This is a genomic window from Pseudobacillus wudalianchiensis (assembly GCF_001685015.1).
Lineage (GTDB): Bacteria > Bacillota > Bacilli > Bacillales > Domibacillaceae > Pseudobacillus > Pseudobacillus wudalianchiensis.
Genome location: NZ_MAYT01000001.1, coordinates 80656 through 93432, shown reverse-complemented (window position 1 = coordinate 93432; position 12777 = coordinate 80656). Strand labels below are relative to the sequence as shown.

Annotated in this window: 12 protein-coding genes; 2 read left to right on the top strand and 10 right to left on the bottom strand. The window is 42.1% G+C overall.

Features of this window, described 5'->3' with window-relative positions:
* Positions 1-89: 89 nt before the first annotated feature.
* From tpx to sppA, 5 genes are all read right to left on the bottom strand, one after another.
* Positions 90-590: a thiol peroxidase gene (gene tpx, locus A8F95_RS00525; RefSeq protein ID WP_065408777.1), complete on the bottom strand. Its 501-nt coding sequence runs from the start codon at positions 588-590 to the stop codon at positions 90-92.
* Between the two features lie 109 nt (positions 591-699).
* Entirely contained in the window at positions 700-1131 is a 432-nt protein-coding gene (gene ytfJ, locus A8F95_RS00520) for a GerW family sporulation protein (RefSeq protein ID WP_049663774.1), read from the bottom strand.
* A gap of 27 nt (positions 1132-1158) precedes the next feature.
* The gene (locus A8F95_RS00515) at positions 1159-1779 is read right to left on the bottom strand and encodes a DUF2953 domain-containing protein (protein WP_065408776.1); all 621 of its coding nucleotides are present in this window, start codon (positions 1777-1779) and stop codon (positions 1159-1161) included.
* 140 nt (positions 1780-1919) lie between these two features.
* Positions 1920-2510 (bottom strand): RDD family protein, encoded by a 591-nt coding sequence (locus tag A8F95_RS00510; RefSeq protein WP_065408775.1) that lies wholly within the window; start codon positions 2508-2510, stop codon positions 1920-1922.
* A gap of 14 nt (positions 2511-2524) precedes the next feature.
* Positions 2525-3535 (bottom strand): signal peptide peptidase SppA, encoded by a 1011-nt coding sequence (gene sppA / locus A8F95_RS00505; RefSeq protein WP_049663778.1) that lies wholly within the window; start codon positions 3533-3535, stop codon positions 2525-2527.
* A 144-nt stretch (positions 3536-3679) separates the two neighbouring features.
* Between sppA and A8F95_RS00500 the strand changes: the two genes are divergently transcribed.
* Positions 3680-4480 (top strand): NAD kinase, encoded by an 801-nt coding sequence (locus A8F95_RS00500; RefSeq protein WP_065408774.1) that lies wholly within the window; start codon positions 3680-3682, stop codon positions 4478-4480.
* A 320-nt stretch (positions 4481-4800) separates the two neighbouring features.
* Here A8F95_RS00500 and rarD read toward each other — a convergent pair whose 3' ends face one another.
* From rarD to ezrA, 5 genes are all read right to left on the bottom strand, one after another.
* Complete coding sequence (rarD, locus tag A8F95_RS00495; protein ID WP_065408773.1) at positions 4801-5730, bottom strand: EamA family transporter RarD; 930 nt, start codon at positions 5728-5730, stop codon at positions 4801-4803.
* A 142-nt stretch (positions 5731-5872) separates the two neighbouring features.
* Complete coding sequence (mbcS, locus tag A8F95_RS00490) at positions 5873-7453, bottom strand: acyl-CoA synthetase MbcS (RefSeq protein WP_065408772.1); 1581 nt, start codon at positions 7451-7453, stop codon at positions 5873-5875.
* Positions 7454-7588: 135 nt separating this feature from the next.
* On the bottom strand, positions 7589-8791 hold the full coding sequence (gene thiI, locus A8F95_RS00485) for a tRNA uracil 4-sulfurtransferase ThiI (protein WP_065408771.1): 1203 nt from the start codon (positions 8789-8791) through the stop codon (positions 7589-7591).
* Positions 8792-8796: 5 nt separating this feature from the next.
* Entirely contained in the window at positions 8797-9933 is a 1137-nt protein-coding gene (locus A8F95_RS00480; RefSeq protein WP_065408770.1) for a cysteine desulfurase family protein, read from the bottom strand.
* 141 nt (positions 9934-10074) lie between these two features.
* Positions 10075-11763 (bottom strand): septation ring formation regulator EzrA, encoded by a 1689-nt coding sequence (ezrA, locus tag A8F95_RS00475; RefSeq protein ID WP_065408769.1) that lies wholly within the window; start codon positions 11761-11763, stop codon positions 10075-10077.
* Positions 11764-11953: 190 nt separating this feature from the next.
* On the opposite strand from ezrA, the gene hisJ reads away from it, so the two are divergent.
* The gene (gene hisJ / locus A8F95_RS00470; RefSeq protein ID WP_065408768.1) at positions 11954-12772 is read left to right on the top strand and encodes a histidinol-phosphatase HisJ; all 819 of its coding nucleotides are present in this window, start codon (positions 11954-11956) and stop codon (positions 12770-12772) included.
* Positions 12773-12777 lie beyond the last annotated feature (5 nt).

Genomic DNA, 12777 nt, shown 5'->3' with positions numbered 1-12777 from the left:
ACACCGCAGTCAGGCGGGCAACGAAGATAGCGAGCGTTTGTCAACAGCCTAAGGCTGGCCCGTAAAGAGCCAGCCTTTCATTTTTATTTTTACTTGGCGTTTTTTGCTGCCTCAAGTGCTTTTTCGTAGTCAGGATGATTTGTTCCTTCACTTACATATTCTACGTATGTAACTTTGCCTTCGCCATTTACGACAAAAACGGAACGTGCCAATAGACGAAGTTCTTTCATGTGAACGCCATAAGCATCGCCAAATGACATCTCGCGGTGATCAGAATAAATTTTCACATTTTCAAGTCCTTCTCCTGCACACCAGCGTTTTTGTGCGAACGGCAGGTCAGCAGAAATTGTAATGACTTCTACGTTATTTACTTTAGACGCTTCTTCGTTAAATTTGCGAGTTTGCTGCTCACATACTCCCGTATCAATGGAAGGAATCACACTGATTAAGCGTACTTTGCCGTTAGAATCAGCTAACGTCACCTCAGATAAATCCGTTGCAAGCACTTTAAAATCGGGTGCTTGATCGCCCACCTTTACTTCATTTCCAATCAGCGTAATTGGGTTTCCTTTGAATGTTACATTTGCCATATTCCTAATCCCTCCTCCATCTTTTTCACACTTAATATCATACTTGTTTGAAAGAGAGAAATGCAAGAAAAAGCCTTGCCGTTCCCTGGCAAGGATGAACTCTCTTTTCTTAAATCGTATAATCTGAGGAAGGTTTTTTATTGGATGATTGTTTAGATTGATTTTTCTGATTGAGCATACTCTGAATTTTATCAATAACAGCTGGTGCTAAATCAATAATTTTATCAAGCAAGTGTGTATTTTCATCTAAGTGGAGCATGCGCACACCGCTTGAATTCACGATTAAAAAAGCGATAGGCGTAATGGATACACCGCCGCCGCTACCGCCGCCAAACGGGCTTTTTCCCTTTCCTTCACCCTGTTTATCAATCATAAACTCACTTCCACCTGCCGCAAATCCAAAGCCGACTTTTGAAACTGTCATAATCACACTGCCATCAGGCGTCTCTACCGGATCACCGATAATGGTATTAACATCAATCATATCTTTTAAATTTTCCATAGCCGTCGTCATCAATCCTTCGATTGGATGGTCACTCATATTTATCCCTCCAGTTGTTTAAACGTTTTAAAAAAATAGGCCGGCAGTAGAGCTTTTCTTTCTGTGGCGCCGGTGAAGAAAAAGTTGAATAACTGCAGATATAGCATGCCCTATCCGAAAGGAAATCATACATGACCATTCCACCTTCCATACGGACTGGCCGAAAACGGGCGTTACCTCAAGCTCAGGTCTAGCGGTCATCTGCACCATACGATGTGCGGCTGAAATGACACTGCCTTTCAGAGCCCAAAGCGCTCCTGCTGCTGTCCCCGTCCAGGCTGCATCTTTCATTCCAACAACCGTCCTCCAAGAAAAAGTACGAATCTCTATTTTTTTGAAAAACGAACGAACGATGTATTGTAGACTTTCGATATATTCTAGCTTCTCCTTCACCTGTATGAGAAAATCCTCTGCCTCTCTAGGCGAGACTTCTTTATATTCTTTTTTTCTGACAGACTTAGATGTTTGTCCTTTCGTAAATGGAATGTAAAACGTGTAGGATAAAAGCCCATAAAAGAAGAAAAAACGAATATACGCTTCTGTCTTCTCAGGCATACGGAGAAAGTAAAAGAGGAGTTGGATTTTTAACAAGCACGCAATGAATAAAAAGATCAGAAAAATAGCTAGTCCCCACCACAGATAAGCCATAACGCTCCCTCCTTTTCCGCTAAACAGTTTGTCCTTTGGAAAAAGAAAGTAAACATGACGAAAAATCCATATGGTTCAAATCACTGCCTGGAAAAACAAAGAAAGCCGCCGGCAGTCCGCCAGCAGCCTATAAAGCATCCTTATAAAGAAGGAGCCGGTGTCTGAACCATTAACGTATGTTCATGAATGACTGTTGTTCCGGCAAAATAATCATGCAGCCCTTGCTTCTTTGATAGAAAGGCAACAAGTATATACAAAAATGGAATAGTTACGGATAAATAACGGCCGATCCATTCCCGAAACAGAACAGTCTTCCAAGAAAGTTCGGAATCAGTTAATGAAATAACCTTTAAGCCGAACACCATTTTTCCGATCGTTTGACCTTTCCACTTTGTCATCAAAACAAAATACAGATAAAAGACAAGAGCTGTGGCAATATTAACTGCTGAAAACAATCCACTGCTTGCCACCTCAATATCTAATGCTCGGAATAGAGGATAAATGAGAAGGCGAGAAATGCTTCCGACGACGATTAAGTCAAGAAGATACGCCCAAAACCGCATCCAGAATCCAGCATAATGAAAAGCAGAAACAGCAGGTGGCAGCTTCTCTTCTACTGATAGATTCTCTTCAAGCGGTGTCTCTTCTGTTACGTATGATGCTACTTCGTTATCTCCTTGCTCCTTGACATGCTTTTGTTCTTCAATCTCGTGATTCGAATCTTCTTTCATCATCTATCCCTCCTTTATTCCGCGTATAAATACATAAGCCGCGGAGAATTTGGATGTGAAAAGATTTTCATGAGCGCCTGGGCTTCTTCATTTCCACCAATCAACTGCTGTGCTTTCATCGTTAAGAAAGAGGGAAAGCCAAAGTTTGGCTCATACGTCACTACTTGGGCGCCTTTTAAATTTTTGTCTTTCTTTAACGCAGCAATCGTATCTTCAAGGTACCCAAAATCATCAATCAAATTTAGCTTTTTAGCCTGTCGGCCATCATATATACGTCCGTCAGCTATTTTTTTCACTTGGTCTTTTGACAGTCCACGACCATTAGCGATGACATTGACAAAGCCATTGTAAGAATTGTTAATCATCGCTTGCAGGATTTTTCTTTCTTCTTCTGTCATTTCCCTTGTTGGGCTCATAATATCTTTGTGAGGACCGCTTTTAATCGTAACAAAATCCACTCCATACTTCTTGGCAAGCTTCGAGTAATTAACACTTTGCATGATGACTCCAAGTGAACCGGTTAACGTTTCAGGACTAGCGTAAATTTTATCAGCAGGAGCTGAAATATAATAGCCTCCAGAGGCGGCCATAGAGCCCATTGATACATAAACTGGCTTTTTGGCTTTTTCTTTTATTTCTAAAATCTTATCGTGGATTTGTGCGCTTTCTACTACTCCTCCACCTGGTGAGTTCACTTGCAGAATGACTGCTTTGATCGTGTCATCCTCCTGTACTTTATCGAGTTTCTTCATAAATTGCTGGTGGTTGTAACCGGGTGAAGAAAAAAAAGATTCTGTCGTGCCTGTATCTTGAATAACTCCTTCAACTGGTAAGACGGCAATTTTACGGAAGGCATCCCCTTCCTCTTCTACTTGCTCAGTGAAATCTTCTTCACTGGCGCCCATAGCAGTTTCTAGAGCCTTGGAGATATCCGTTTTGACTGCTATAGAAGCTGTGTTGACAATAATGGACACAATAAATAAACCAGCAGCCAACGCGAGGGCAACTATTCTTTTTTTACTCAATTTACTCTCTCCTTCCCTATTCTGTAATCTGCCAGCTTCGAAAAATCGACTGGCACATGGTACACTAAAAAAGAGGTTCACCTTATTCTAACAAAACATTCAATCATAACCATACTAACTTTCCCAAAAAAAGGAGACTTTCTTATGGATGAACGTCGCAATGTCTATTTTTATGAAACCCGTCGAGCTAATGTGGCAGAAAAAGTAACAGAATTAAAAAAGCTTGCGGAGAAAAATAACTTTATTATCGTCAACAAATCAGAAGAAGCAAACATTATCGTCAGCGTAGGCGGCGACGGTACATTTTTGCAAGCTGTCCAAAAAACCGGTTTCCGGGAAGATTGCTTATATGCGGGCATCTCCATCTTTAATGAATTAAATATGTATTGTGATTTCTATGCAAACGATACTGCAACCTTAATTGAAGTGATGTCAGAAGCAGAAATGGAAGTTCGCCGCTACCCCGTTTTACAAATTTCCTTAGATGAGGAAGCGGTTTTTTATTGTTTGAACGAATTCAGCATAAAATCCAGCATTATCAAAACAATGGAAATGAATGTCTATATCGATGATCTTCATTTTGAAGTATTCCGCGGTGATGGCATGATTATCGCTACACCGACCGGCAGCACAGCTTATAACAAATCGGTAAACGGTGCTGTTGTCGATCCGCTTCTTCCATGCATGCAAGTCAGCGAGCTGGCTTCACTGAACAATAAACGTTACCGCACACTCGGTTCCCCGTTTATCTTGAGCGGTGAACGCACACTCAAATTAGAAATGCTCAAAGGAAGCAACAACTACCCCATCATGGGCATCGACAACGAAGCGCTAAGCATTCAGCATATCGAAGAAATCAACATCTCACTAAGCGACAAACGCATTAAAACCTTAAAACTAAAAGACAACTCCTTCTGGCACAAAGTAAAAAGAGCCTTTTTATAAGAAAAGCGGAAGCGGCCTGATCAGCCCGATAGGAGGTTGGAGGGCTCGACAAGGAGTCGTTCTTCAGACTCCGACAGAGAGACCGAAACCGCCGTACGGGCTGGCCGCTGCAGCTGGACAGGAAAAGCGGAAGGCGCTCGTTTAGCACGATAGCGGATTGGAGCTCTCTCTGTCGAAGTCGCTTTTTAGACTTCGACAGAGAGAGCGAAATCAGCGTACGTGCTAGCGCCTGCAGCTAGATCATGAAGGGCTAAGCTAACGGTTTCCACAAGTCTTTTCCACCTAAACAAAAAGGAAGCGTCCTAACGGACATTTATCCGTTAGGCGCTTCCTTTTTCATGTTTCCTCGTAATAAGATGTCTTTTTTGATACCATTTCGTTTGGGCGAAAGTAAAAATAACGAGCGCAATCCAGATAAACGCAAAAGAGATGAGTTGTACTCCCGAAAACGGCTCATGGTAAACGAATACACCCAATAAAAGGGTCATCGTTGGCGTAATGTATTGCAAAATTCCAATCATAGATAATGGAATCCTCGGCGCTCCTGCTGCAAATAGGAGCAACGGCAACGCTGTGACGGCCCCGCCGAGCATTAATAATAAATCAGTAGAAAGCGAGCCAGAGAAAAGCGAAAGCTCAGCTTTTGTCCACCAATACATTAAAAAGCCGACAGCAATGGGGGTAACAGCAAAGGTTTCGAGTGTCAAACCGACAGCTGCCTCAACTTGAATTGTTTTTTTCATAAGCCCGTATAAAGCAAATGTTATCGCAAGACCGAGAGAAACCCACGGCAGCTGGCCATAGGCAATCGTAAGAATCGCTACACCAATTGCCGCAAAAAACACAGAAAAAACCTGCGCTTTAGACAAAGACTCTTTCAATACAAAAACCCCAAGGAGTACGCTCATAAGCGGATTAATATAATAGCCGAGACTCGTCTCGATCACGCGGTCACTGTTGATAGCCCATATAAATAAAAACCAATTGCCGCTTACAAGAAAAGAAGCAATGACAAGGGTCATCGCTTGCTTCGGCTTTTCTCTCATTGTTCTCAGTGTAGCTTTTAAATTTCCTAGCTTTCTAGTAAACAAGAGAAGCAATGCCATAAAAACAAACGACCATAATACACGATTAGCAAGAATTTCATGAGCTGTTACATGCTCAAGAAACTTCCAATATATTGGAAACAACCCCCACAATAAATAAGCAAAAAATATATAGAGAGCTCCTATCTTTTTCTCTTCGTTCATGTGATCACCTATTTCTTTCTACTCCCGAAATAAAGTCCATTATACTCCTTTCCTTTTAAAAATCAATAGAGCAGATAGAGAAATAATCGAACTGGACCAGCTAAAAAACCCGCTCAAGGAGCGGGCTTTTACTGGCGCAGGATTAACTTTTAACCTCCTGCTCAGCCTGACGCAATTCAATGCGGCGAATTTTGCCGGAGGTGGTTTTCGGTAATTCTTCAATAAACTCAATCTTTCTAGGATATTTATAAGGAGCTGTTAATTCTTTTACATGGTTTTGCAGTCTTTCTACCAGCTGCGTATCTTTGGCATCCACGCCATCCTGTAACACAACAAAAGCTTTAACGATATGGCCGCGGATTTCGTCAGGGCTGGCAACAACCGCGCACTCTTTCACATCTGGATGCTTCACAAGCGCGTCTTCTACTTCAAATGGGCCGATCGTATAACCGGAACTGATAATAATATCATCTCCGCGGCCTTCAAACCAATAATAACCGTCTTCATCTTTTTTCGCTTTGTCGCCAGTTAAATAATAGTCTCCTCTAAATTGCATAGCCGTCCGTTCTGGATCCTTATAATAATGTTTGAACAAAGCTGGCGTATCGACATGAACAGCAATATCTCCAACAATACCCGCCTCTACTGGTTCTCCCTCATCATTGATAATTTCCACCCGGTTGCCCGGCGTTGGTTTGCCCATTGATCCAGGCTTCACTTCCATTCCTTTTAACACTCCAATGACAAGCGAACTTTCTGTCTGGCCATAGCCATCTCGCACATCCACGTTGAAATATTTCCGGAATGTATCAATGACTTCACGGTTCAAAGGTTCTCCAGCCGACACAGCACTATGAAGGCTCGATAAATCATAGTCGGCTAAATTATCGACCTTCACCATCAGACGATATTCGGTTGGCGTGCAGCATAATACGTTAATTTTGTTTCTTTCGAGCAGTTCTAAATACTTTTTCGGCTCAAATTTGCCGTTATAGACAAAACCAGTAGCTCCCGAGCCTAACACGGATAAAAACGGACTCCATGTCCACTTTTGCCAGCCAGGACCCGCTGTAGCCCACACCGTATCTCCGTCCTTAATTCCAAGCCAGTTAGGGGCTGCTATTTTTAAATGAGCATATCCCCAGGCATGCGTATGAACAACACCCTTTGGATTGCCTGTTGTACCTGACGTATAAGGCAGAAAAGCAATGTCGTCCTTTGAAGTATCCACTATCTCTAATTCATCAGACGCTCGTTCCATCGCTTTCTCAAGATCTGTCCAGCCGTCTACCTCACCTCCAAATGAGAAGGTTAGCAAGTCTGCTATTTTATCAACCTGTTTAAACTGCTCCACGAACGGGGCATAGCAGACAACCCCCTTCACACCAGCATGTTCAATTCGATAATTTAAATCTTTCGTGCGCAACAATTCTGCACTTGGAATAACAATCAAGCCGATTTTAAGGGCTGCTAGAAACACCTCGTATGCTTCAATTAAACGAGGCACCATAATTAAAATAGAGTCCCCTCTTTCTAAACCGCTCGCAAGGAAAGCGTTTCCAATCTTATTTACGTTTTTCATTAACTGTGCATATGTAATCTCTTTTTTCTGGCCAGCCTCATTTTCCCACTTTAAAGCTAGTCGATCGGGGTCTTTTGCAAACTTCTCCACTTCCATCACAATGTTATACTTTTCAGGCGCAAGCAAGTCTTCTCTTTTCATGATCCTACCCCCTTCATAATATAGTTTTATTATACAGAATAATGGAAAACTTTGAAATATTTTAAGGCGAGGATAAGAAATTTATCCAAGAAAAAAGCCCTAAAGCCGCCTGCTCTCCGACTTCAAGGCTTTTTTTTAAAGCAAATCAGAAAACTCGCTGTTTTCTTTTTCCTGCGGAAGCTCGATCGTCTCCATGTTTTCGATCGCCTCATCAATCATCTCTTCAAAATTAACAAAGCTCTCAAAATGCTGTACTTTCTCCAGCTTCGGTCTTGTTTTTGGTGACGGCGGTGTAAAGATCGTACAACAATCTTCGTAAGGTAAAATCGAGATATCATGAGTGCCAATTTTGCGGGCTACATCAATAATGTCAAGCTTATCCATAGCAATCAGCGGGCGCAATACCGGTGTGGAAGTCACATCATTAATCGCTCTCATGCTTTCAAGCGTCTGACTCGCTACTTGCCCAAGGCTTTCCCCCGTCACAATGGCAAGCCCTCCGCGTTTCTGGCGGATTTTATCAGCGATCGCAAGCATCATCCGTCTTGTCGAAGTCATTGTGTAATTTTCTGGTACCTGCTCTTGAATCTTTTGCTGAATAGCTGTAAAAGGAACGATATGAAGTTTAATTTCAGCTCCATACGCTGTCAGCCGCTCAGCTAAATCCACGACTTTCTGCTTGGCCCGCTCACTCGTATACGGGGGGCTGTGAAAATGAATCGCTTCGATTTCAACTCCCCTTTTTAACATAAGATAGCCAGCCACAGGACTGTCGATCCCCCCTGAAAGCAGAAGCATGGCCTTTCCGCTTGCCCCCGACGGCAATCCAGCCGCTCCCGGATACTTTTCACAAGATAAGAAGACGCCGCCCTTTCGAACTTCTACAAGAATGTTAATGTCGGGTTTTTTAACGTCAACTGTTAATTCCCCTATATTTCTGAGCACATGGCTTCCGATCGCATAATTAATTTCATTTGTATCCAGCTCAAACTCTTTGTCGGAACGGCGGGCAGAAACCTTAAATGTTTTTCCCAGACTAAAATTCCGTTTAACAAGTTCTAAAGCAGCCGTTTTCATTTCCTCGATATTCTGGTCTGTCCGGACAACCGGGCTGAACGATTGAATGCCAAATACATTGCTCAGCCGCTCCTTCACCGCTTCAAACGGTGTATCATTCAAATGAATAAACATCCGGTCGCGTCCTAATTCGATCTTGATATCACGAAATTCTTTTAATACGAGCAGAATATTTTTTTTAAGCTTCGTAATAAATTGCTTGCGATTCCGCCCTTTTGTAGAAAGTTCGCCGTAGCGAATGAGTATACGGTCATAATTCATGATGGTCACCTCTGGACTTTTGTTAATTTAGGAATTGTTTCTGTTAGCACACGGATAAATGTTTGTGCTTCTTCTAGGGTATTTTCATATGATAGGCTTAGCCTCATGCTGCTGTCCGCGACACTTTCCGGCACCCCCATCGCCGTTAGCACCGTGCTTGTCTTTTTCTGTTTTGAAGAACAAGCACTTGTTGTAGACAAATAGCAGCCTCTCTCCTCAAGTGCATGAATCAGCACTTCCCCCTTTGTCCCAGCAATCGAGAAGTTTAAGATATGCGGTGCACAGCCCTCTTCAGGCGTATGAATCACGGTGCCTTTAATTCTTTTTAATTCTGAACGTAAAAATTGCTGAATCTCTTTCATTTTCGAAAAGCCTGCCACTCGCTTTTCCTCTGTCAAACGCAGGGCCTTCGCCATTGCCACTACTCCGCCTGTGTTTTCCGTGCCGCTGCGCCAGCCGCTTTCCTGGTTGCCGCCAGATAAAAGCGGAGAAAGGTTCACTCCCTTTTTCTTATATAACAAACCGTTTCCTTTTAATCCGTGAAACTTATGGGCAGACAAAGAACAAAGATGAATGCCTTTAAGGTTTAATTCAACTTTCCCCCGCCCCTGTACATCGTCCACGTGAAATAAAACTTTTGGGTACCTTTTTAACAACTGACTGATTTCTTCTATTGGCTGAATCGTGCCCGTTTCGTTATTCACATGCATGATTGAAACGAGAATGGTGTCATCTGTCAGGGCGCTCTCTAGTTCTTGCACGGATATTCTGCCAGCGGCGTCCACCGGCAAATACGTAACACGGAATCCCAGATCCTCTAACTGACGGCACGCATTCAAAACAGCAGGATGCTCTGTCGTTTGGGTAACGATATGAGTTCCCCGTTGCTTATAAGCAAGCGCTGCTCCCTTTAAAGCCAGGTTATTCGCCTCCGTGCCGCCTGATGTAAAGATAATTTCTTCGGGCTGTCCACCTATTAGTGAGGCAATTTGCTTACGCGCTTCATTCAAAAGCCGATCCGCCTGCACACCAAGTTGATGAAGAGAGGAGGGATTGCCAAAAAATTGTTCATTCACCTTTGTAAAAGCAGCCAAAGCCTCGTTATATGGTTTCGTCGTTGCGCTATTATCAAAATAAATCATGTTCGCACCTGCTTTATGTCAGTTTGTTCAGCTATTTATCATATCATAGCTGCGTTTTGAAGAAAACTTTACACTTGCCAGTTGCAGCTCAAAAAAGCGATTCCGGCTAAATGGACAGCTGCTTTGCCGGAATCGCTTCTCTTATTTTTTATTCATCATATCCTCAAGCTGCTTTAAGCCTTTTGGATCCACTTTATCAATCGCCGTAGCCGCTTCTTCTAAAGCAGAACGATAATCATAATTACGAAAAGCACGCTCGGCCTCGGAAAGCTGATCGCCGATCATCGGATGAGAACGCTTATATCTATTTCCATATTGAATGATCCGTTCAGCAAGCTCAGCTTGTTCAATTACTTCGACTGTTTTTCGTTCAAGATTGCTTACAGAAGAAACAGCCTCCCCTAATTTTTCCTGAACAGCTTTCATATTCAGCGGTTTTTCGTTTAACGCTTGGACTACATCTCCAATACGGCCAGTCGTCTCTTCCGTTAAGGATTGGTAAAACTCCGGTACGCCCGGCATATTGCTTTTGTTTACCATGCGGAAGATCTCATTAATCTTTTTGCGAAGCTCTGCCAGACTTTCACGTGCCGCCATTTCATCTTTGCGAAGCGTCTTTAAAAAGCGGCCGAAGCTTTCTTGTTCTTTCTGTAATTCTTCAAGCTGAGCTTTCAGCTCTTGTAGTTCGTCATGTAAAAAAGAATATGCCGTATTTTGCTGCGTAATTTTTGTTTCAAGTAAGTCATACCTCTTAATGAGCCGGAAAATATCTTCTTCCAGCTTCCGAGGAACAATCCACTCTTCTTTAGCTAGCTGGTAGCTTTGACGAACATGTTCAGTTTCTGTTTGCAGCTCCTCATTGGCATTCCTTATATTTTCTAATTGATCTCTTGTTGCTTGTTCATTTTTCACAATAAAATGTTTAGCATCAACTTCTTTTTCCAGCAGCTCATAAAAGAATTCTATATTATCTTTTACCTCTTGAATCCCTGCTTCTACCTCGCTCGTTTCTGTCTTTACGATAAAATCCTTATAAAGGGACAACTGCTTGCGTAGGCTGGCCACTTCTTTCTCCAACTGTAAGTGATCAAGTAAATAACCATTTTGTGTCATTTCTTTGTAGCCGGATTCAATTTCAGCTAACTGAGCTGGTAATAAATTAGTCGTTTCGGCCATTAAAACCGGTATGACTTCCATTTTATGTAGGATGGTGTCCATATCATGAGTTAGTTTTAAAATAATTTCTCTTGCTGCTAAGTAGTTTCCTTCATTCGTCAATTCTTCAAATTTATCAAATTCAGATGATAAAGCATCAAGCTGGATTTCAAGCAAGGAAGCCGCCTTGCCAAATGTATGGCGATGAGCAAGCAGTTGCTTTCTTGCTGCCCGGCGCTTTTCCTTTAGCTCTTCGCTTTCCTTGCGATTGCTTTCTTCGCTGCCAATTAAGTCATTTAGCTCTGTTAGGATCCCGTTCACTTTTTGTTCGGCCTCTTCTAATCGATTCTCGATAGATTCATTTATTTCTTTCGATTTGCCAAATCGGAACTGATCGGCCCGCTCTTCTGCCTCAAACAATTTTTCTTCCACGTCTGCTAAATCAACACCTAGCACTTCATCCCATGTTTGACGCCAACGATCAAACATTTCTTCCGTCTGCCCTGTCATATTAAGCCGCTTTACCTTTGTCAGCTCATCTGTAACTGGACGATTCATGATTTCTACTTTCCTTTTTTCCAATTCGTTAATGTCTTTGTATATTTTTTTTCTATTAAAATAGGCGATAACTGATAGAATAGCTGCTATTAAAATTGCAGCAATGATGAATTTCATCGTAAGCCCCCTGTTCTTCTGCCTGCAAAAGTAGTCGTTTCATCTATGTGTATTATATAAATTTCACTCAATTATTACTAATGATACCATAGGATGTGACATTTTTTGACGACAAAAATCGTTTTTTTTTAGCTGGTGCTTAAAATTTTTGTTACACTTGAATTATGACTATTTTTTCAGGGGGATGTTTATGAAAAGAGACGGACATATTCACACACCCTTTTGTCCTCACGGAACGAAAGACACGCTCGACAGTTATATTGAAGAAGCGATTAATCAGGGGTTTTCACAATTAACTTTCACGGAACATGCACCTTTGCCTTTCGGCTTCATAGATAGCACACCTACACAAGATAGCGGGATGGCGCTTGGAGATCTGGATGCTTATTTTTCTGCTTTGCAGCAGGTTAAAAAGGAATATGCAGCGGATATCTCGATCCAGGCCGGTCTGGAAGTTGATTATATCGAAGGCTTCGAAAAAGAAACGACCGCTTTTTTAGATGAATATGGTCCGCTTCTTGATGACTCTGTTTTGTCTGTTCACTTTTTAAAAGAACAATCTAACTGGTACTGCCTTGATTATAGTGCTGATGTATTCGAGAACATGATCGGAATCTTCGGATCCCTAACAGCTATTTACAAAAAATACTACGAAACGGTGCACCGCTCGATTAAAGCCGATCTTGGCCCATTCAAGCCGAAGCGTATCGGTCATATAACACTCGTCCACAAATTTCAGCATCGCTTTCCAAACGAAGTGAATTTCGACCTAGAAATAGATTCTATTTTAACAGCCATTAAAGAGAATGGCTATGAGATTGACTTTAACGGCGCAGGTCTAATGAAACCATTGTGTTTAGAGTCTTACCCATCACCTGAAGTCGCTCAAAAAGCTTTGGATATGGGCATTTCGCTTGTGTATGGGTCAGATGCACACCAGGCAAAAGACATTGGCCAGGGGTATGACAAACTGTTTCCTCTGCCATCAAAATCAATTTCTCAATTATAAACACC